This window comes from Nonomuraea sp. NPDC059023 (assembly GCF_042740095.1).
GTDB lineage: Bacteria > Actinomycetota > Actinomycetes > Streptosporangiales > Streptosporangiaceae > Nonomuraea.
In genome coordinates, this window is the sequence record NZ_JBHYIO010000002.1 from 479878 (window position 1) to 500638 (window position 20761).

The 20761-nt window shown below is 71.3% G+C and carries 19 protein-coding genes; 10 read left to right on the forward strand and 9 right to left on the reverse strand.

Features of this window, described 5'->3' with window-relative positions; genetic code table 11:
• Window positions 1-25: 25 nt before the first annotated feature.
• The 3 genes from rsgA to ACFWYW_RS05565 all read left to right on the forward strand — a co-directional run bounded on the left by rsgA (window position 26) and on the right by ACFWYW_RS05565 (window position 2662).
• A complete protein-coding gene (rsgA, locus tag ACFWYW_RS05555) occupies window positions 26-1123 on the forward strand; it encodes a ribosome small subunit-dependent GTPase A (RefSeq protein ID WP_379613738.1) in 1098 nt (365 codons plus the stop codon).
• A gap of 28 nt (window positions 1124-1151) precedes the next feature.
• A complete protein-coding gene (locus ACFWYW_RS05560) occupies window positions 1152-1781 on the forward strand; it encodes a phosphoribosyltransferase (protein WP_379613736.1) in 630 nt (209 codons plus the stop codon).
• A gap of 101 nt (window positions 1782-1882) precedes the next feature.
• Complete coding sequence (locus ACFWYW_RS05565) at window positions 1883-2662, forward strand: hypothetical protein (protein ID WP_379613734.1); 780 nt, start codon at window positions 1883-1885, stop codon at window positions 2660-2662.
• Window positions 2663-2669: 7 nt separating this feature from the next.
• On the opposite strand, the gene ACFWYW_RS05570 is transcribed toward ACFWYW_RS05565, so the two are convergent.
• On the reverse strand, window positions 2670-3152 hold the full coding sequence (locus ACFWYW_RS05570; protein ID WP_184971621.1) for an ATP-binding protein: 483 nt from the start codon (window positions 3150-3152) through the stop codon (window positions 2670-2672).
• Window positions 3153-3314: 162 nt separating this feature from the next.
• Here ACFWYW_RS05570 and ACFWYW_RS05575 point away from each other — a divergent pair, with 162 nt between their 5' ends.
• The 4 genes from ACFWYW_RS05575 to cydB all read left to right on the forward strand — a co-directional run bounded on the left by ACFWYW_RS05575 (window position 3315) and on the right by cydB (window position 6969).
• Complete coding sequence (locus ACFWYW_RS05575; RefSeq protein WP_379613731.1) at window positions 3315-4193, forward strand: helix-turn-helix domain-containing protein; 879 nt, start codon at window positions 3315-3317, stop codon at window positions 4191-4193.
• 103 nt (window positions 4194-4296) lie between these two features.
• A complete protein-coding gene (locus ACFWYW_RS05580) occupies window positions 4297-4530 on the forward strand; it encodes a DUF397 domain-containing protein (protein WP_379613729.1) in 234 nt (77 codons plus the stop codon).
• A 54-nt stretch (window positions 4531-4584) separates the two neighbouring features.
• Complete coding sequence (locus ACFWYW_RS05585) at window positions 4585-5964, forward strand: cytochrome ubiquinol oxidase subunit I (RefSeq protein WP_379613727.1); 1380 nt, start codon at window positions 4585-4587, stop codon at window positions 5962-5964.
• A 9-nt stretch (window positions 5965-5973) separates the two neighbouring features.
• Entirely contained in the window at window positions 5974-6969 is a 996-nt protein-coding gene (gene cydB / locus ACFWYW_RS05590) for a cytochrome d ubiquinol oxidase subunit II (protein ID WP_379613726.1), read from the forward strand.
• A gap of 108 nt (window positions 6970-7077) precedes the next feature.
• On the opposite strand, the gene ACFWYW_RS05595 is transcribed toward cydB, so the two are convergent.
• From ACFWYW_RS05595 to ACFWYW_RS05610, 4 genes are all read right to left on the reverse strand, one after another.
• Window positions 7078-7389, reverse strand: coding sequence for a WhiB family transcriptional regulator (locus ACFWYW_RS05595; protein ID WP_157245964.1), 312 nt, complete (start codon window positions 7387-7389; stop codon window positions 7078-7080).
• A 101-nt stretch (window positions 7390-7490) separates the two neighbouring features.
• Window positions 7491-8360, reverse strand: a complete 870-nt coding sequence (locus ACFWYW_RS05600) for a sucrase ferredoxin (RefSeq protein ID WP_379613724.1) — start codon at window positions 8358-8360, stop codon at window positions 7491-7493.
• Between the two features lie 159 nt (window positions 8361-8519).
• Window positions 8520-9974, reverse strand: coding sequence for a glycerol-3-phosphate dehydrogenase/oxidase (locus tag ACFWYW_RS05605; RefSeq protein ID WP_379613722.1), 1455 nt, complete (start codon window positions 9972-9974; stop codon window positions 8520-8522).
• On the reverse strand, window positions 9967-10467 hold the full coding sequence (locus tag ACFWYW_RS05610; RefSeq protein WP_379613720.1) for a TetR/AcrR family transcriptional regulator: 501 nt from the start codon (window positions 10465-10467) through the stop codon (window positions 9967-9969). The genes ACFWYW_RS05605 and ACFWYW_RS05610 overlap by 8 nt, the downstream gene beginning before the upstream one ends.
• Window positions 10468-10496: 29 nt before the next feature.
• Here ACFWYW_RS05610 and ACFWYW_RS05615 point away from each other — a divergent pair, with 29 nt between their 5' ends.
• Window positions 10497-12053, forward strand: coding sequence for an FAD-binding oxidoreductase (locus ACFWYW_RS05615; RefSeq protein WP_379613933.1), 1557 nt, complete (start codon window positions 10497-10499; stop codon window positions 12051-12053).
• A 54-nt stretch (window positions 12054-12107) separates the two neighbouring features.
• Here ACFWYW_RS05615 and ACFWYW_RS05620 read toward each other — a convergent pair whose 3' ends face one another.
• Complete coding sequence (locus ACFWYW_RS05620) at window positions 12108-12512, reverse strand: hypothetical protein (protein ID WP_379613718.1); 405 nt, start codon at window positions 12510-12512, stop codon at window positions 12108-12110.
• 250 nt (window positions 12513-12762) lie between these two features.
• On the opposite strand from ACFWYW_RS05620, the gene ACFWYW_RS05625 reads away from it, so the two are divergent.
• Both ACFWYW_RS05625 and ACFWYW_RS05630 read left to right on the forward strand, forming a co-directional pair.
• On the forward strand, window positions 12763-14106 hold the full coding sequence (locus ACFWYW_RS05625; protein WP_379613716.1) for a metallophosphoesterase family protein: 1344 nt from the start codon (window positions 12763-12765) through the stop codon (window positions 14104-14106).
• A gap of 21 nt (window positions 14107-14127) precedes the next feature.
• On the forward strand, window positions 14128-15717 hold the full coding sequence (locus ACFWYW_RS05630; RefSeq protein ID WP_379613714.1) for a bifunctional 3'-5' exonuclease/DNA polymerase: 1590 nt from the start codon (window positions 14128-14130) through the stop codon (window positions 15715-15717).
• A 7-nt stretch (window positions 15718-15724) separates the two neighbouring features.
• Here ACFWYW_RS05630 and ACFWYW_RS05635 read toward each other — a convergent pair whose 3' ends face one another.
• From ACFWYW_RS05635 to ACFWYW_RS05645, 3 genes are all read right to left on the reverse strand, one after another.
• Entirely contained in the window at window positions 15725-17101 is a 1377-nt protein-coding gene (locus ACFWYW_RS05635; protein ID WP_379613712.1) for an MFS transporter, read from the reverse strand.
• Window positions 17102-17278: 177 nt separating this feature from the next.
• On the reverse strand, window positions 17279-18094 hold the full coding sequence (locus ACFWYW_RS05640) for an MOSC domain-containing protein (RefSeq protein ID WP_379613710.1): 816 nt from the start codon (window positions 18092-18094) through the stop codon (window positions 17279-17281).
• A 188-nt stretch (window positions 18095-18282) separates the two neighbouring features.
• Complete coding sequence (locus ACFWYW_RS05645; protein ID WP_379613708.1) at window positions 18283-20700, reverse strand: protein kinase; 2418 nt, start codon at window positions 20698-20700, stop codon at window positions 18283-18285.
• Window positions 20701-20761 lie beyond the last annotated feature (61 nt).

Sequence of the window (20761 nt, forward strand, 5' to 3'; positions counted from 1 at the left end):
CCTCTTCCCGAAGGTGTCACCTCCGTTGACTTACGATCTTTCTCTGCTCGGCTGGACCGAATCGCAGTCCGCCGAACTGCCGCACGGCACCATTCCCGCCCGCGTGGCGCGCGTCGACCGCGGCGCCGCCGAAGTGATCGCGGACGACGGCCAGCATCACGTCAAGTACGGCGCCCGCGTGCGCAGGTCCTCGGCCGAGGACCCGGTCGCGCTGCCGTGTGTCGGCGACTGGGCCGCGCTGCGGTGGCTCGACGAGGGCCGCTACGAACTCGACACGGTCCTGCCCCGGCGCACCTCCTTCGTCAGGGGCGGCGTCGGCCGTACCTCACGAGGGGGCCTGTCCGCCGACGGTCAGGGCCAGGTGCTCGCCGCGAACGTCGACATCGTCTTCGTCGCCGAGCCGTCCATGCACGCCACCGACTTCGCCGACCTGGCCAGGATCGAGCGGCTCGTCGCGCTCGCCTGGGAGTCCGGCGCCACGCCCGTGGTGGTCATCACCAAGTCCGACCTGTTCGAGAACGGTCTTGACGACCTGCTGGCCGACGTCCGCGTCGCCGCGCCCGGCGTGGACGTGCACGCCGTCTCCTCGCAGAGCGGCGAGGGCGTGCAGCTCCTGCGCGGCTACCTGGAGGGCTCCAGGACCGCCGTCGTGCTCGGCCCGTCCGGCGCGGGCAAGTCCACGCTCGTGAACGCGCTGGCGGGCGACGGCGTGATGGAGACCCAGCTCGTCCGCGCCGGCGACGGCAGGGGCCGCCACACCACCGTGCACCGGGAGCTCATCCCGCTGCCCGGCGGCGGGCTCATCATCGACACGCCGGGCATCCGGCGGGTCGGGCTGTTCGGGATGACCGACGGCGTGGACATGGTCTTCGCCGACATCGACGAACTGGCCCGCGCGTGCCGCTTCGCCGACTGCGGCCACGACGGGGAACCCGGATGCGCGGTGCTGGCCGCCGTGGAGAGTGGCGAGCTGCCCGAGCGGCGGCTGACCAGCTGGCGCAAGCTCCAGCGGGAGGCCGCGTGGATGGCGTCGCGCACCGACGCGCGGCTGCGCAAGGAGCAGCAGAACAAGTGGAAGATCATCCACAAGGAGATGCGCCGCTCCGGCCGTAACCGCCCCTGACCCGCACCAGAGTGGGTAGATAGAGGGCGTGGGGTACCTGTTCGCGGATCGGGCCGAGGCGGGGGTGTTGCTCGCCGAGCGGCTGCTGTTCGCGCGCGATCCCGTGGTGCTCGCGCTGCCCCGCGGCGGCGTCGCCGTCGCCGAGCCCATCGCGCGGCGGCTCGGCGGGGTCCTGGACGTGCTGGTCACCAGGAAGATCGGCTATCCCCCCACGCCCGAGCTGGGCGTGGGGGCGATCGCCGAGGGCGGCGAGCCGGTCCTCGACCTGGAGCTGCTGCGGCGGCTCGAGATGACGCCGGCGTCCGTGGCCGGGGTGGTCGAGCAGGAGCGGATGGAGCTGGCCCGCCGGGTGGCCGTCTACCGGGGTGAGCGGCCGCTGCCCGACCTCATGGGGCAGGAGGTGATCGTGGTGGACGACGGGCTGGCGACGGGGGGCACGGCCAGGGCCGCGCTGCTGGCGGTCGCGGCCGCCGCTCCGGGGAGGGTGACGCTGGCCGTACCCGTGGGGGCTCGTGAGACGGTCAGGGCGCTGCGGGGGGAGGCCGACGAGGTCGTGGTGCTGGCCACTCCGGCGGACTTCCGTGCGGTCGGCCAGTGGTACGAGAGCTTCGACCAGCTGACCGACGCGGACGTGCTGCGGCTGCTGGGGGAGCGGTAGCTGAGGGTGGGCTGTGAATTCTGGTACGGATCGGTTACGCCCCGTCCCGGATGGCTCACGGTGATTAGTCTGCCGGTGTCGCACGAGAACGAAGGGCGGGCATGAGCTCTCACGACATCGTCATCGACGTCGATGGCCCCTACCCGGCCGGGCACGCGCGTCGCTGGTTGTCCGAGGTGCCCGCGGCGCTGGCTCCGGGCCTGCGTTCCGGTGTGGTGTGCGTGGACACCGACGCGCGCGGCTTCGAGTACCGCCCGCTGACGGTGGCGAGCGTCGACTGGCTGCTGGCGGTGGCGGCTGGGGAGTTCAACGACGCGTGGGTGGAGCTGTGCGACGGCGACGGCCACGACGACGCGCTGATCGTGGGTGTCGAGCGCTTCTCCGACCGGCTCGCCCACACGCAGCTGCGCGCCTGGTCCTTCCTGCGCGCCCCCGAGTACGGCCTGGCCGCCCCCGGCGTGGCCGAAAGGTGGGCCGGCGTGCTGCGCGACTTCGCCGCCCCCGTCGACCCGGCGTTCGGGCACGTGGCCGACGACTCGATGGGGCAGGGGATGACGGCCCTGGACGGCGCGGTGGTCCGGGGCGGCCGGATCCCTTCCGCGCGCCAGGCGCGGCGGTTCCTGCGCGGCTACTCGTGGATCACGATCTGCCCGGCGGAGCTGGCCGGGCGCGTGGACACGGCGGCCTTCCACGAGGCGGAGAAACTGCCCGGGGGAGCACTGTGGCTGCGGGCGACGCGGGAGCTGGCCGGGTACGACGAGGTGGCGGTGCGCCGGGTCTTCGAGGCGCTGGCACCGGTGCTGCCTCCGGGGCGGCCGAGCCGGGACCCGTTCGACACCAGGACGCGCCGGCTGGTCTGGGAGGACGCCGGGCGGAGATGACGGAGGTTCAGCGCAGCGACATGCAGGCCCAGACGAGCTTGTTGGGGCCGGGCGGCGTGAGCCACCCCCACGCGCGGGTCAGCCCCTCGACCAGCGCCAGCCCCCGCCCGAACTCGGCGAAGACACCGGGAGCGGCGGGCACGGGCGCGGCACGGCTGTAGTCGCTCACCACGCAGGCCAGCTCGGCGGCGTGGGCGAGCAGCCGCAGGTGCAGCGCGCCGCCGCCGTGCCGCATGGCGTTGGTGACCAGTTCCGAGACCACGAGCTGGGCGTCGAAGCAGATTTCAGGCGCGCCGCCCCACTCCTTCAGCGTCCGCTCGACGAAGCGGCGTGACGTGGCCACACACGCGGGCTCGAACGCGCTGAGTTCGTGAAACCGGAAGACCGCCTCCTGTCCCTCCGCTCGCCCATGCAGCAGGACGGCGGCCAGCCATGGTGGCGGTACGGGACCAGTGGCGGCTCGCGGACGTGCGTCGAAAGTCGTCATCATGTCCCCGATCTGGTGATCCAGTGCCCATCTTTACCTTGTGTGCTTACAGATGCAAGACTTTCGTGTATTACGGATGCAAACCGCAAATGCACGTGCAGATGATCTGTCATGGTATGTCAACGCCATGGGAGACTGGGTGCTTTCGAGAATCGGGGGCCCCGGGTGAGTGCACAGTGGAACCTTCTGTCCGGCGGGCAGGGGAGTCCTACGGTCCTGCGCATCCTGCTCGGTACCCAGCTCCGCAACCTCCGTACCGCCCGCGGCATCTCCCGCGAGGACGCCGGATACGCCATCAGGGCCTCGCACGCGAAGATCTCCCGCCTGGAGCTGGGGCAGGTCAGCTTCAAGCAGCGCGACGTGGCCGACCTGCTCACGCTCTACGGCGTGAGCGACGAGGCCGAGCGCGCCCCGCTGCTGGAACTGGCCAAGCAGGCCAACGCGCCCGGCTGGTGGCACAAGTACGCCGACCTGCTGCCCGCCTGGTTCGAGGTGTACATCGGACTGGAGGGCTCCGCCTCGCTCATCCGCACCTACGAGAACCAGTTCGTGCCCGGCCTGCTGCAGGTTCCGGCATATGCACGTGCAGTCATCCGGCTCGCCCACGACGAGGCCGAGACCGGCGAGCTGGACCGGAGGGTGGCCCTGCGCACCACCCGGCAGCGCCGCCTGTCCGCCGACCCGAGGCTGACGCTCTGGGCGGTCATCGACGAAGCGGTCCTGCGGCGTACGCTCGGTGGCCCCGACGTCATGCGTGAGCAGGTGGAACACCTCCTGGACACCACCGCGGAGCCGAACGTGACACTTCAGGTCATGCCCTTCGACAGGGGCGGCCATGCCGCCGCGGGCGGGCCTTTCAGCATCCTGCGCTTCCCGGAACGCGAACTGCCCGACGTGGTGTACATGGAACAGCTCACCAGCGCGCTCTACCTCGACAAGCCCGCGGAGGCCGAACACTATGTGCAGGTCATGGACCGGCTCAGCGTCCAGGCCGACTCGCCCGCGGAGACCAGGCGCTTCCTCGAACGCCTGCTCCCGGTGTGATCCACCCCATACGGCAATTTTGGTCATCCCGTATATGACGATCAGCACGCTCCCGTAATCTGCGCATGCACGTGCATCTGTAAGCACGCAAGGAGTGTCCCCCATGCAAGAGTTCCGCAACGGAACGCCCGCGAGTGCCCTTCCCGTCCGCTGGCGCAAGGGCCGCCGCAGCAACCCCAACGGCAACTGCGTGGAGGTGGCGGCTCTGCCGACCGGTGAGATCGCCATGCGCAACTCCCGCTTCCCCGACGACCCCGCCCTGATCTACACGCAGGCTGAAATCGAAGCCTTCGTCCTGGGTGCGAAAGATGGGGAGTTCGACGATCTGATCGCCTGATGGTAGGCGTGTCGTAACAATACGCGTCCGAGCGCCTCCATAGGGTGATCTTTCATGGACGCGCTGGATCTCGCACGGTGGCAGTTCGGTATCACCACGGTGTACCACTTCCTGTTTGTGCCGATCACCATAGGAATGTCGCTGCTGGTGGCGATCCTGCACACGGCGTGGGTCCGAACCGGCAAGGCGCACTATCTCCGGGCGACCAAATTCTTCGGCAAGCTCTTCCTGATCAACTTCGCCATGGGCGTCGTGACCGGAATCGTGCAGGAGTTCCAGTTCGGCATGAACTGGAGCTCCTACTCCCGCTTCGTCGGTGACGTCTTCGGCGTGCCGCTGGCCCTGGAAGCCCTGCTGGCGTTCTTCCTGGAGTCCACGTTCCTCGGGCTGTGGATCTTCGGCTGGGACCGGCTGCCGAAGAAGATCCACCTGGCCTGCATCTGGGTGGTGGCGGTGGGGAGCGCACTGTCGGCGTACTTCATCCTGGCCGCCAACTCCTTCATGCAGTGGCCGGTCGGCTACAAGCTCGGGGCCGGGCGGGCCGAGCTGACCGACTTCGGCGCCGTGCTGACCAACAAGGTCGTGCTGGCCGCGTTCCCCCACACGATCTTCGGCGCCTGGCTGTCGGGCGGGGCCGTCCTGCTGGCGGTCTCGGCCTGGCACCTGGCCCGCGGGCGCGACGCCGACGTCTTCCGCCCCACGCTCAAGCTGGGCCTTTGGACCACACTCGTGGCCTTCGTCCTGGTCTTCTTCTCCGGCGACACGCTGGGCAAGATCATGACGGAGACGCAGCCGATGAAGATGGCCGCCGCCGAGGCGCTCTACGAGACCGCCCAGCCCGCCCCGTTCTCGCTGTTCACCATCGGCACGCTGGACGGCGGGCGGCCGATCTTCCAACTGGAGATCCCGGGCGCGCTGTCGTACCTGGCCACGGGCTCCTTCGACGGCAAGGTGCGGGGCATCAACGACCTCCAGGCCGAGTACGAGCAGCGCTTCGGCCCCGGCGACTACCGCCCCTACATCCCGGTCACCTACTGGGGCTTCCGCCTGATGATCGGCTGCGGCGCCCTCGCGGCGCTGATCGCGCTCGTGCTCCTCTGGCTGACCAGGAAGGGCCGCCTGCCGGACAAGCGCTGGCTCTGGCGGGCCGCCGCCTGGTCGGTGGTGCTGCCGGTCGCCGCGCACAGCTTCGGATGGATCTTCACCGAGATGGGCCGCCAGCCGTGGATCGTGTTCACCGAGATGAAGACCGCGGCGGGCGTCTCACCCGCCGTCGGCGCGGGCACCGTCCTCACCTCGCTGATCGTCTTCACGCTCCTGTACGGCGCGCTCGCCGTCGTCGAACTCGGCCTGATGATCAAGTACGGCCGGCAGCCCCCGCCCCAGATCCAGGACAAACCCGAGGACGACACCACCCTGACCTTCGCCTACTAGGAGAGCCCGATGACGCTGAACGACGTCTGGTTCGTGGCCATCGCCGTCCTGTGGGTCGGCTACTTCGTCCTGGAGGGCTTCGACTTCGGCGTGGGGATGCTCCTGCCGGTGCTGCCCGCCGACCCGGTGGAACGCCGCGTGATGATCAACACGATCGGACCCGTCTGGGACGGCAACGAGGTGTGGCTGATCACCGCGGGAGGGGCCACGTTCGCCGCCTTCCCCGAGTGGTACGCGAGCCTGTTCAGCGGCTTCTACCTGCCGCTGCTTATCATCCTGGTGGCGCTGATCCTGCGCGGGGTGGCCTTCGAGTACCGGGCCAAGCGCGACTCGGCGCGCTGGAAGGCGGGCTGGGACCGCTGCATCGTGGCCGGCTCGTTCGCGCCGGCGCTGCTGTGGGGCGTGGCCTTCGCCAACATCGTGCGCGGGGTGAAGCTGGACGCCGACCACGAGTACGTGGGGACGTTCTGGGACCTGCTCAACCCGTACGCGCTGCTGGGCGGGCTGGTGACGCTCACGATGTTCCTCGCCCACGGCGCGATCTTCCTGTCGCTGAAGACCACGGGGGAGATCAGGCGGCGGGCCAGGTCGCTGGCGCTGCGCACGGGCGTGTTCGCCGCGGCGCTCGCGGTGCTGTTCCTGGGCTGGACGCAGTTCCACGGCGGGACGGTGCTGACCGCGGTGCTCGCCGTCGTGGCGGCGCTGGCGTGGCTGGCCGCGCTCGGCGCGATCGCCAGGGCGCGGGAGGGCTGGTCGTTCACCCTGTCGGCGGTGGCCATCGGGGTCGCGGTGACCAGCTTGTTCGCGGTGCTCTACCCGGACGTCCTGCCCTCGACGCTCGATCCGGCCAACAGCCTCAACGTGAAAAATGCCGCGTCCACGCCGAAGACGCTGGGCATCATGACGTGGATCGCGGTGATCTTCCTGCCGCTGGTGCTGCTCTACCAGAGCTGGACGTACTGGGTGTTCCGCCGGAGGATCGGCGTTCGTGACATTCCTGCCTGATCAGGCAGTTGTTCCGACCGGGTTCGCGGGAGCGCGCACGGGCGCGCTCCGCTCATCGGAACAACTGCGTGATCACGCGGGGAGAATCTGTGGTGCCGGTGGTGAAGTTCAGGCCGCGGAGATGCCGGCGCTGGCGGCGCGGCGCATACGACGGCGACGCTCGCTGGCGCGCTCGTCCTCGTTGAGACCGCCCCACGTGCCGTACTTCTCCGGACGGGACAGCGCGTAGTCAAGGCACTCGTTGCGGACGGGGCAGCCGCCGCAGATCGCCTTGGCCTTCCGCTCGCGTACGTCACGCTCGGGCTGCCGCTCCCCATCGGGGCCGAAGAAGAGCACGAGGTCCTCACCCCGGCACGCGGCATCATCCTGCCATCCCCAGCTGGGGCGCGGGCGGGCGAGCTGCCGACGTACCTGAGACATGAGAAAACCACCTTCGTGAGAGGTATTTCAGTAATTGAGCCGCATTGGACGCTTTCGGCGTCACTGTTCCAACGCAAGGCCTGGCCGTGATGTTCCCGTGATCAGGTAAGGGCGGGCGTGGCGTACCGCACAGGCGTGAGCCTGTCCAGCGAGACCAGCCGGTAGGTGGTGATTTTCTCGGCGCAAGCCGTACCACACGGTGCTTGGAACACCGATGGCTCAACCACAACCTGGATCCGGACGTCTCCGATGCGCACGATGGCTTCGGTGACGTCGCCGTCCGACCTGGCGGATTCCACGGCCACTCCGCCGAGTCCGCACTCTCCCGTATGGGTTCGGGCGAAGTGCTCCGCGGCTTGCAGTGGCTCAGGGATGCCTGCGCGTCCCCGGAAACGGTCGAGAATCACCTCGCCGGACCGGTACGCGTTCGCTGCTGCGAGCGCAGCAGCCTGAGACATGCTGCCGTAGAAAATTCCGTGTGGCAAGCACACGAGGTTGGCGGCGTACCGATCGCCACCAACGTGTGATGTTTCCCACACCCTGTCCGGCAGGAATTCCGCCAGTCCACGGGCGAGGGGTAGTCCAATGCGGGCGCAACACGCATTGCGCTTGGCGTGCGTGCAGACCAGAAATACCGGCTCGTCTTCAAGTATGCAGGACTCCGGGACCACTCCGGCCACCAGCGCGTCCAGGTCAAGATCGTCGGGACCTGCGATGACACCCCCGGCCAGCCAGGGGTTGTCGCCGATCGCATACCCGGCTAGCACACGGATCCCCTGCTCCTGCGGGCGGGTCCGGCGTCCGGGGCGGCGGATCAGCTGCGGCCTGACGCCCCGCGCCACGGCCCGCCTGATCAGCTCGGAGATTTTCGGCGGAAGCGTCCCGTCGTCGACGTGCGAGGGCCAGGCTCCGGAATACTCGATGAGCAGCCAGAGCCGCGCACCCACCGTCGCGCTGGCGAAGGTGGGCACGCCGCCGGTGTGGCACCCGTCCGGATGATCACAACCCCTGGCCACGTTCCACCTTCCCCCGACGGAAATTTAGGTAAGACTAACCTAACGCCAGGGTAGGGGTCGGCGCGGGGTCGACACGCCGATGAAAAGGATCTTCTTACCCGCGAACCAGGGGTCTCAACCCTTCAGCACGTCACGGGCGATCGGCAGGGCCGCCACGCGGTCCTCCGGGATCAGGCCGATGCGAGTCCTGCGGTCCAGGAGGTCGTCCTCGTCGAGCGCGCCCTCGTGCTCCACCGCGAAGCGCAGCTCGCCCTTCGTGACGCCCGCCCCGGCCGGCTCGGGCTCCGCCTCGGCATAAGGCCGTACGGCCCGCCCCGCCAGAACCACCTCCGTGGTGACACACGGTCCGGCGGGCAGCTTCGCCCGCCGTACCGCCCGATCCACGGCATCCTCCGCCATGCGGCGATATGTCGTTAGCTTTCCCCCTACCACCGTGACGAACCCGCCCGCGTCCAGCACGGCGTGCCGCCGCGACAGGTCGGCGGTGCGGCCCGAGCCGTCTCCTTGGGCCAGGAGCGGCCTGAGGCCCGCGTAGGCGCCCGCGACCGCCTCACGGGTCACCGGAGCCTCCAGGATGCCGTTCAGCACCTCCAGCAACGCCCTGATGTCGTCCTCGGGCGCCTCCGGCACGTCGGGGACCGGTCCGTCCACCGGCTCGTCGGTGAGGCCGACGTAGACGCGACCGTCGTGCTGGGGCAGGACCAGGGCGAAGCGATTGCTCTCCCCGGGAATCGGGACATGCAGCCCGGCCCGCAGCCCCGGCAGCGTCTCGCCGCGCAGGACCAGGTGGGTGCCGCGCGAGGGGCGCAGCGTGACCTCCGGGTTCAGCTGCCCGGCCCACACCCCGGCCGCGTTGATCACGGCGCGGGCCCTGATCGTGAACTCCTCGCCGGTCAGCTCGTCGCGGGCCCGCGCGCCGGTCGGCGTCAGCTCCAGGGCCCGGCACCGGGTCAGGACGCGTGCGCCGAACGCCGCCGCCGTGCGGGCGATGGCCACCACGAGCCGGGCGTCGTCCTCCAGCCGTCCGTCCCAGGACAGCAGGGCGCCGCGCAGGCCGTACCCGCTCAGAACGGGAGCGGCTGCGCGGGCGCGGACGGCCGTGAGGCGGGACGGACCGGGCAGCAGGCGGCGCGGCGTGCGCGCGGCGGCCCGCAGCCCGTCGCCCAGGCGGTAGCCGGTCATGACCAGCGACTCCTGTCCTCTGGAGACCCCGGGGGTCAGCGGCAGCAGGTACGGATGGGCCCTGACCAGGTGGGGCGCGGTGCGGTTCAGCAGGATGCCGCGCTCGACGGCGCTCTCGTAGGCCACGCCCAGCTGCGCCTTGGCCAGGTAGCGCAGCCCGCCGTGGATCATCTTGGAGCTCCACCGCGAGGTGCCGAAGGCCAGGTCGTGCGCGTCGATCGCGGCCACCGACAGCCCGCGCGAGGCGGCGTCGAGTGCCGCGCCGGCGCCCGTCGCGCCCAGCCCGACGACCAGGACGTCGACGGTCTCCTCCGCCGTCCTGGCCAGCTCGGCCGAGCGGCGCGCGGCGTTCAGGGAGGAAGCTTCAGGCGGGAAAGATCTAGGCAAGGTAGCGCTCCAGGAGGGTCGTGAGCTCGGCGTCGAGCGCGTCGTCGCCGAGCATGGTCGGGCCGGACAGCAGGAACGACTGCGCGACCAGCAGGATCGCCCTGGCCTTCGCGCGGTCCCCGACCGCTGGTTCGAGGACGGCCAGGACCGCCTCGTGGGTGGCTCCGGTGCGCTGGAGCAGGTAGGGCAGCAGCATCTCGGGATCGGCCTCGACGATCTTGCGCAGGAGCGGGTGCCCGCGCAGCGCCCTGACGCCCTCGACCACCGCCTTGACCGGATCGCGCACGTCCAGTCCCTCGACCACCCTGACCCACTCCCTGGTCATCAGGTCGCCCACCAGGCTGCGCACGTCCGGCCAGCGCCGGTAGAGGGTCATCCGGGACACCCCCGCCCGGCGGGCCACGTCGGTCAGCGTCGTGCGCCGCACGCCGTAGGCCAGCACGCACTCCCGTGCCGCGTCCAGCACGCCGTCATTGTGACGAATCGACGTCATGTGTCACAGTGTAGAGCGTGAGTGAACCCATGCTCTGGTCCGGTTGGGGCGATCCCGCCAAGGCGCGCGAGCTCCCCGAGACGGTCCGCACGCTCCTGCACGACCTGCTCGGCGTGCGCGCGCCCGCCGAGCCCGCCGCCACCCTCTCCTCGGTACGGCTGGCGCCCTCCCGCCTGCCCGAATCCGCCCTCGACGCGCTGGGCGAGATCACCGGCCCCGCGCACGTCGGCACCGGCCACGAGGACCGCGTCCGCCACGCGCGCGGCAAGTCCACGCCCGACCTGCTGCGGATGCGCGCGGGCGACGGCGCGCACGCCCCCGACGCCGTGGTCTCACCGGCCACGCACGACGAGGTGGCCGCGGTGCTGCGCGTCTGCGCCGAGGCGGGGATCGCCGTCGTCCCCTTCGGCGGCGGCACGTCGGTGGTCGGCGCCCTGACCCCGGCCGGCGACGGCTTCACCGCGGTCGTGGCACTCGACCTCGGCCGGATGGACCGCCTGGTCGCGGTGGACCCCGAGTCGATGATCGCCACGTTCGAGCCCGGCGTGCGCGCGCCCGAGGCCGAACGGCTCCTGGCCGGACATGGGCTCACGCTGGGCCACTTCCCGCAGTCCTTCGAGTACGCCACGCTCGGCGGCTTCGCCGCGGCCCGCTCCAGCGGACAGGCGTCGGCCGGATACGGGCGCTTCGACGACATGGTCGCCGGGCTGACCCTCGCCACCCCCGCCGGCACGCTGGAACTCGGCCGGGCGCCCAAGTCGGCCGCCGGGCCCGACCTGCGCCAGCTCGTCCTGGGCTCGGAGGGCGCGTTCGGCGTCATCACCTCCCTGCGGCTGCGGGTGCGGAAGGCGCCGGCGGAGACGGCGTACGAGGGCTGGCGCTTCGCCTCCTTCGCCGAAGGCTCCGCCGCCCTGCGGACCCTGGCCCAGCGGGGACCGCTGCCGACCGTGCTGCGGCTGTCCGACGAGACCGAGACCATGATCGGCCTGGCCAAGCCCGACGCGATCGGCGGCGGCGACAGCGGCTGCCTGGTCATCGCCGGGTACGAGGGCACGGACGTGCGGGCGCGGGCCGAGGCGGCGGGACAGGTGCTGGCCGGGCTCGGTGGCGTCCCGCTGGGCCCGGAGCCGGGGCGGGCGTGGGCGCACGGGCGCTTCTCCGCCCCCTACCTGCGCGACTCGCTGCTCGCCGCCGGCGCCACCGTCGAGACGCTGGAGACGGCCGGGTTCTGGGCGAACCTGCCGCGCCTCTACGACGCGGTACGGCTGTCGCTGCTCGGCTCCCTCGGCTCGCCGCTGGTCATGTGCCACATCTCGCACGTCTACGAGACCGGGGCCTCCCTGTACTTCACCGTCGTCACCGCCCAGCACGGGGACCCGGTCGAGCAGTGGGAGCGGGCCAAGGAGGCGGTCAGCGCGGCCATCGTCGAGGCGGGCGGGACGATCTCGCACCACCACGGCGTCGGACGCGACCACCGCGACGCCTACGCCAGGGAGATCGGGCCCCTCGGGGTGGAGATCCTGCGTGCGGTCAAGGACCGGCTCGACCCCGCGGGCATCATGAACCCCGGCGCCCTCATCGCCTGACGGCCACCTGGCGTCTCCCGGCGTCTACTGGCGTCTCCCGGCGTCTACTGGCGTCTACTGGCGGATCTTGTCGGCTTCCGTCATGGCCTCGGCGGCTTCGGCGTGGCGCCGCAGGGCGTTGAGTATCTCGGCGAGGACGACGAGGGAGACCACGAGCGGCGCGCCGCCCGAGGCGCGGGCCAGGCTGACCGCCTCCTCCGCGAGCGGCAGCGCCCGCGCGGGGCGGCGGCGTTTGAGCAGCATGGTGGCGGCCGTGCGTAAGGAACGGGCGAGCAGGCCGGTGTGCGCCGCCGGGTCGCGGGTGGCCAGGGCCCTGCTCATGGCCACCGCCTCCAGGGCGCTGCGTACCCCCGCCCTGCCCCACCCGGGTCTGCTCTGGGCATAGGCCAGCAACCCTTCGACGGCCTCAGCCCCCACTGTGCCGCGCTGGATCGCATCGTCGAAACCGTTACGGGCCATCCCAGCCCCCCTCGTACGGTTGACCGTTGAGCGTACACCATGCGTGTTCTCAGCGGTACGGAGAGTTCGGGGTGCGATTCCGCAAGATCGCGGCAAAGATATGGTCATGGTGGAAGTCGCGGCGGAGCGCGGAAAGCAGCAGTCGTCCCGGACATCGGAGGAAGGCGCCGGATGGCGATGCCAGCAGGTCGGCACTTATCGGGATTTGCGGCCGAACAATGACACGTTTTCCTGGCTGCATCCACGCACCTTGTGGCGTTCCCGCAACGAGATCCTGGCCGGGCTCTTCGGAGATCCGTCCGGCAAGGTACGCCAGAGGTGGATGGAGGCGCAGCACGCCCGCGGCGTCGACCCGGACCACCGGATCACGCCGCCGGTCGGCGACTCCTTCCAGTTCCTGATCCTGGGGGATCCGGGCGAGGGCGACGCCTCGCAGTACGCCGTGGTGCCGGGAATGCTCAAGGTGGGCAAGGACACGGCGTTCACCGTCATCGCCAGCGATGTCATCTATCCGACGGGTGCGGGAAACGAGTACGGGGACAAGTTCTTCCGTCCGTATCAGGCCTATGACGCGCCGATCTACGCCATTCCCGGGAACCACGACTGGTATGACGGGCTCGGCGGGTTCATGCGGGTCTTCTGTGACGCGGCCCCTTTGCGGCCCACGCCCGACCGGGGGCTGCGCGGGCTGCTGTGGCGCAAGCCGGAGAAGATCGACGAGGACCGCCTGGCCGAGGCGCGCAAGTTGCGCGGGTCGCCGAACCAGCGGTCGGTCCAGCCGGGTCCCTACTGGGTGATCGAGAGCGAGAGCCTGCTCGTGGTCGGCATCGACACCGGCATCAAGGGCGTGATCGACAAGGCTCAGGTGGAGTGGCTGCGCCGTACCTCACTCGACCCCCGCCCGAAGATCCTCGTGACCGGCAAGCCCATCTACACCCGCAACGACTACAAGCCGTCGCCGCTGGAGGGCGGGGGCACCATCGACGACATCGTCCGCGACCCGGCATACCGCTACGTCGCCGCCATCGGCGGTGACGTGCACAACTACCAGCGCTACCCCGTACGCGTCGGCGACCGCGTGATCCAGTACTTCGTCACCGGCGGCGCCGGGGCCTTCATGCACGCCACGCACACGATCAGGCGCGTGGACGTGGCCGGCGTGCACGAGGACGACTTCCGCTGCTACCCGCTGCGCGGCGACTCGCTGTCGTTCTACAGCCAGCTGTACGCGAGGCGGCTGCGCATGAAGTGGCTCTACCTCACCCCTGCCGAGGCCGCCTGCATCATGGTCGATCAGATCGGCAACACACCGGTCCGCGAACTCGACGCCACCACCGTGGTCACCCGGCGGATGCGGTGGGCGGCGCGGATCCTGGGCGCGTATCCGTGGCCGTTCCGGCTGCCGGTCGACAAGGTGTTCCACCGCTATCTGTCCGAACTGTCCGACTGGGACGAACCGCCGTTCTTCAAGCAGTTCCTCCACCTGTCGGTGACGCCCGGACAGCTGACGGTGCGCTGCTTCGCCGCGACGGGCTGCCTGCCCGCCGAGCAGGACCCGCCGCTCGAGGACGAGGTGGTCATCGGATTGTCGTAGTGACCTGGCACTCTGGGGTGCGTGTACGCGCTGATGGCGGGGGAGGCGATCCGCACCCTCCCCGAGGAGAACGGCTCCGCCGAGGCGGGGGCCGCGTTCCCGGAGCGCGTGGCGGCGGTGGAGCGCGCCCGCCCGCGGTGGGTGTGGGCCGACACGCGCGAGTCCTACCCTCCGCTGCTGTCGGCCGGGCGCCGCGTGTCGCGCTGCCACGACATCACGCTCACCGAGAATCTGCTGCTGGCCCACGAGGGCCGCTACGGCGAGGCCCGCTCGGCCGAGGCCGCCCACGCCAGGCTGCGCGGCCTGCCGGTCCCCGACGACGGCGACGGCCCCGCCGCCAGGCAGGACACCCTGTTCGAGCCCGAGCGCAGAAGGCTCGACACCGGCGAGCTCGCCGAGGTACTCGACGACCAGCTCAGGCGCATCGACGCCCTGCCGGAGCCCGGCCGCTTCCGCCTGCTGGTGGCCGCCGAGTCCGCGGGCGCGCTGGTCGCCGCCGAGATGGCCCACGACGGCATGCCGTGGCGGCGCGACGTCCACGACGCCCTGCTGACCGAGATGCTCGGCCCCCGCCCCGTCCACGGCATGCGCCCGGCCAAGCTGCAGGCGCTGGCCGACGAGGTGTCGGCGGCGTTCGGGCACGCGGTCAACCCCGACTCGGTGCAGCAGCTCGTCAAGGCGTTCAAGGGCGCCGGCCTGGCGATCAAGTCGACGCGCTCGTGGGAGATCAAGCAGCTCGACCACCCCTCGGTACGCCCGCTGCTGGCCTACAAGGAACTGGCCCGCCTCTACTCCTTCCACGGCTGGGTCTGGGCCGACCAGTGGGTCCACGACGGCCGCTTCCGCCCCGAGTACGTCGTCGGCGGCGTCGTCTCCGGCCGCTGGGCCACCAGCGGCGGCGGCGCGCTGCAGATCCCGAAGGTCATGCGCAAGGTCGTGGTGGCCGACGAGGGCTGGACGCTCGTCGTGGCCGACGCCGCCCAGTTGGAGCCGCGCGTGCTGGCCGCGATGGCGGGCGACGCCGGGCTGGCGGGGGCGGCGGGTGAGATCGATCTCTACTCGGCCCTGGCCAAGTCGTTCGGCGGCGAGCGCGACCAGGCCAAGCTCGCCATGCTCTCCGCCATGTACGGCGGCACCAGCGGCGACGCGCCCAAGCTTCTGGCCGTGATGCGCCAGCGCTTCCCGAAGGCCTACCACTTCGTCGAGGACGCGGCCAAGGCGGGGGAGGAGGGCAAGCTGGTGCGCTCGTGGCTGGGCCGTACCTCGCCGCCGCCGTCCCAGCGCTGGCGCGAGCTCGTGTCCGGCCCCGACGGCGTCCGCGCCGCCCGCGACCGCGGCCGCTTCACCCGCAACTTCGTCGTCCAGGCCACCGCGGCCGAGTGGGCGCTGGCCCTGCTCGCGGTGCTGCGCGGGCGGCTGCCCGAGGCGGCGCGCCTGGTGTTCTTCCAGCACGACGAGGTGATGGTGCACTGCCCGCTGCCGCTGGCCGAGGAGGTCATGGCCGCCGTAACCGCCTCCGCCGCCGAGGCCAGCCGCCTGCTGTTCGGTCAGACGCCGGTGCGTTTCCCCATGGAGTCGGTGGCCGTGTCCTGCTACTCCGACGCCAAGTGATCCGTGGTCAGCGGCGGGTGGTGACGTAGAGCCAGACGCCGGCGGCGGCGACCATGACGCCGACGACCAGGCCCAGGACGCCGTAGGACAGGCCGCCCACGATGGCGCCGGCGACGACGGTGCCGGTGGCACCACAGACGTTCATGATCAGGTCGGACAGTCCCTGGACGGCCGGGCGGCGGTCAAGCGGCACGGACTCGGTCACCAGCGCCGAACCCGCCACCAGCCCGCACGACCAGCCGAGACCCAGCAGGACCAGGCCGGCGGTGACCTGCCAGACGCTGTGCTGCGCGGTCCCGGCCAGCACCGCCGAGGCGAGCAGGAGCGACATGCCCAGGATGAGCACGGGCACCCGGCCCGCCTTGTCCGCCAGCCAGCCGACGACCGGCGACAGCATGTACATGCCGGCGATGTGCAGGCTGATCACCAGGCCGATGACGTCGAGGCTGGAGCCGTCGTGGTGCAGCTTCACCGGCGTCATGGACATGACCGAGACCATCGCGGTGTGGCTGATCGCGATCATCACGAGCGCGCGCCTGGCCATGGGGGTGGTGCGCAGGGTGCGCCAGCCGTTCCGCAACGCCTTGTCCTGTACGGCGGGCGTCGCGCCCGCCGCACCTGACGCACCCGGCCCGGCCCGCTCGCCGTGCCCGGTCTGCCCGTCGCGCCTGGTCCGCCCGGTCCGCCCGGTTTGCCCGGTCCGCTCGATCGAATCGGTCAGCTCGGTCGGTTCGGTCAGTGAGCGGGCCAGTTTGAGCGGGTCGGGGCGCAGGCCGGCCGCCACGACCAGCCACGCGAGCGCGAAGGCCAGGGCGGAGAAGGCGAAGGGACCGGCGTTCGCGACCAGCCCGGCGGACATGCCGACGTGGTCGGCGGGCTTGGCCAGGTTCGGGCCGGCGACGGAGCCGACGGTGGCCATCCAGACCACGAGCGACAGGTGGCGGGCGGCGTGGCCCTTGGGCGACAGGTCGGTGGCGGAGTAGCGGGCGGCCAGGTTGCCCGCGCTGCCGCCGCCCACCAGCACGAGGCCGGCGAGCAGGAGCGGCCAGGACTCGATGGTGATCGCCAGGACGGAGAGCGCGCATCCGGCGGTGGCGGCGACGTAGGCGAGCGAGAGGCCGGCGCGGCGGCCGCTCCTGGCGGCGGTTCTGGCGATGGGGAGGGCGAGCAGGGCGGCGCCGAGGACGGTGGCGGTGCCGGCCAGGCCGCTGATGACCGTGGACCCCGAGAGCTGGTCGACCACCACGGAACTCAGCGCGAGGCCGACCGCCACACCGACGCCGCCGACGATCTGGGCGATCGACAGGACGGCGAGGGTACGTCGCTGGATGCCGCGAACATCGGCGGGCGATGAAATGTCGCGCTTTGTTGGGGTATCGGTCACCGGTGAAGTGTCCCATACCACCGGAAAGCAGCTATTTACGGTCTGGGTGGGGTGGGTGTGGGGGATCGGTGGTTGACCTGCCGTGACGTCCTGATAGGCGGGTTTGTTGGGTGAGAGGTGTTGATGGGCGAGATCGGCTGATCGGGTGTCGTCTAGACGACCCGTGCCTGGGTGTGACTACAACGGGGTGACCGGGTCGTTCAGGCTGATGTGGCCGGGGGCGTCGGGGATGAGGTTGATGCCGAACCAGACCTTGCCGTCCCACTTGCGGTGCATGGACAGGGTGCGGATGGGTTCCTTGCCCTTGGTGTAGGTGCCGGGGTCGATGGTGGTCAGGACGCAGCGGTCGCAGCCCTTGGTGACGCGGAAGTCCAGGTCGCCGATGCGTACCCGCTTCCACCCGTCCTCGGCGAACGGCTTCGCCACCCCGTCCACCACCACGTTCGGGCGGAAGCGGCGCATCGGGAGGGGGTCCGGCAGATCCTCGCCGCGCTCGGCGGCGGTCTCGGCGATCCAGTCGTTCAGCTGGGCGAGCGAGGTCGTGGTGGTGAGATGCAGCGGATAGCCGTCGGCCAGGCTGACCCGGTCGTCCGGCCTGCCGTACTCGGGATTGACCGGGCGGCGGGTCGGGTCGTCGAGCCACTTCAGGCGGGCCGGGCGATCCAGCAGCGCCGACAGCCAGGCGGCCGCCTCGTCGCCGCAGTCGCGCAACTCCACGACGGTACGCCCGACCGTGACACCGGTCATCGCCGCGGCCGGCCGTACCAGGAGGGGATCGGCGTGCGGGCCGGTCAGCGTCAGCGTGCCGCCCGCGACCTCGGCCCGGCAGGCGAGCAGCATCGGGAACTGGCGCGCGGTGATCATCTCACCACGCTCGTCCACCACCAGGTACCGCCGATCGTCGGCCAGCCCCCACGGCTCCACCTCGGCGCTGCCGAGGTCATGCCCCTGGGTGGACTTGATCGGATAGACATGAAGCGCGTGCACCCACATGCCCGCACCGTACAGGCCATCGTTCCCTTCACGGTACGCACGCCGGATTGCGCGACCGAAAGCCGCGACAACCCGCCGGCAGATTCCGCCGCCCGGATCTGCGGGTGGGATCGTCGCGATCCGGGCCTGAGGACGCGGGCGTCAGGGGCGCACAGAGCGCGCGAGGGCGGTGCCGGGGTGCCCGGGGGTCAGGTGGCGGGGCGGAAGGTGTTCAGGAAGGTGTTGCGGGTTTCGGTTTGGTCGTCCCACTTGAGTTCGGGGATGGCGAAGGTGATCTTGTAGGCGGCGGCATCGTCGATGCTGACGAAGCGGGTCAGGGCGTGCATGGGGACGCCGTTCTCCAGCGCGTAGGTGTACTCCCAGTCGGCCGACTTCCAGCCGCGCCACTCCAGGGCCTGGAGCTGTACCTGGATGTAGCCCTCCACGCCGCCGTCCGCCTCCTCCTTGGACAGTTCGGCCACGCCGCCGTCCGGCTGCGGGGCCGTCTGCTGGACGGTGATCTTCATGCCCGAGTCCTTGGGGCCGGTGAACGTGGCGCCGCCGCTGGTCGTGGCGGCCTTCCACGTGCCGGGCAGGGCGGCGGTGAAGCCGGCGGCGGTGTGTTCCTTGTAGCCGTCGGGGACGGTTGCCACCGAGGGCTCCGGTGCCGTGCTCGACGACGATGACGGCGCGCCGCCGGCGGCCGTCGGCGGGGTGGGGGTGCCGCCCGAGGTCAGGAGCCAGATCGCCACCGCCGCCGCGCCAATGCCGGCCAGGGCGGTCACGATGAGACGCGGGGTGGGGCGGCCGTCGCGCATCCAGCCGGAACCGTCGTCGGCCGGGCGCCTGCGGCTCTTGGTCAGGCGTTCCGGCGCCTTCGCGTTACGGCTCCCGCCGAGGCCGCGGGACAGGTCCCTGGACTGTTCGCGCAGGTCGTCCGCGGAGGCCAGCGGCCAGGGTGCGCTGCGGACATCGCTGGTCAGCGGCAGGATCGGCTGCGGCCCCGACACACCCCCGAACGTCGGCCGCACGATCCCCGGCCCCGACGCCAACTCCAGGGAGGGCGGCCCGGCGGGCGAGGAGACGCCTCCGGACGGCGAGCGCACGTCATGCGACCCGGACAACGCGTGCGGCCCGGAGGGCGAGCGCGTGTCGTGCGGGCCGGACGGGGCGCGGAGGTCGTGGGGCCCGGAGGGCGAGCGGAGGTCGTGCGGGCCGGACCGGGAGCGCGGGTCCTGCGGGGCGAGAGGGTCATGCGGGCCGGACGGGGAGTGCGGGGCGCGGGGGTCGTGGGGGCCCGAGGGTGAGCGCAGGTCGTGGGCACCTGACGCCAAGTGGGCACCAGGCGCGGGATGGCCGCCCGATGGTGCGTGGCCGCCCGGCTGCGGATGGCCGGTCATGGGCGGGGGCGCGGCGAATGGGAGGTGCGGGAGGGGGTCCTGGGTGCCGGTGAGGGAGTCGTAGCCGCCCGCGGGGAGCGGGCCGGAGTGGCTGGTGAAGGCGTCGAAGGAGGATCCGGGCTGCTGGATCTGCTGCGTGTTGTGGCTGCCGGACGGGCTGGCGAGGCCGTCGTAGGGCATGACGTAGCCGCCGGACGGGCTCTTCAGCGGGTCGTACGGCACGCGCACCGGCCCAGAAGGCGTCTCCACGATCCGCGACGGCATCGGCCCCGACGGCGGTTCCAGCGGAGGCAGCAGCCCGACCGGCGTCGGGTCCGCACGGGTGGGCAGGCCGCTGCTCTCGGGCCCGCGCGGCGGCCGGGAGCCGTGGGCGTGCAGGACCTTCTCCAGCTGCTCGGTGACCTCGGCGGCGGCCATGCGCTCCGCGGGGTTCTTGCGCAGGAGGCCCTCGATGACGCCCAGCAGGGCTCCGGCCCGCTGCGGCCTGATCGGGTCCTGGGTCAGGACCGCGCCGAGGACGGCGATGGCGTCGGGCCCCTCGTACGGCGGGCGGCCCTCGACGGCCGCGTACAGCGTGGCGCCGAACGACCACAGGTCGGCGGCCTGGGTGATGGGCTGGCCGGACAGCCGCTCCGGCGGGATGTACGCCGGCGAGCCCATGAGCAGCCCGGTCTGGGTGATGGTGACGTCGCCCTCGATGGCGGCGATGCCGAAGTCGGTCAGGACGACCCGGTCGGAGGTCAGCAGCACGTTGCCGGGTTTGACGTCGCGGTGCAGGATTCCGGCGGCGTGCGCGTGCCGCAGCGCGTCGAGGACCCGGATGCCGATCTCGGCGGCCTGGATGACGGGCAGGGGGCCGCTCTGCCGTACGGCCTGCTCCAGCGACCACGCGCGGACCAGTTCCATGACGATCCACGGCCGCCCGTCCTCCTCCACGACGTCGTGGACGGTGACGATGCCGGGGTGGGTGAGGCGCGCGGCGGAGCGGGCCTCGCGCAGCATGCGGCGGTTGGCGACCTGGGTGCCGGAGTGGTCGAGGCCGTAGGGGAGGATCAGCTCCTTGACCGCGACGGCGCGGTCGAGCAGCACGTCATGGGCGTGCCACACCATGCCCATGCCGCCGCGCCCCACCGGCGACATCAGGCGATAGCGCCGGCCGATCAGTCGGCCCTGGCTCTGCGGAACGCCCTCGGCGCCTGGCCCGCTGAGCACGCGGTCGGCTGACATCTCCCGCCCCCATCTCCAGCCTCATCGGTAACACGATACTTCTAGATTATGAGGTTCGACA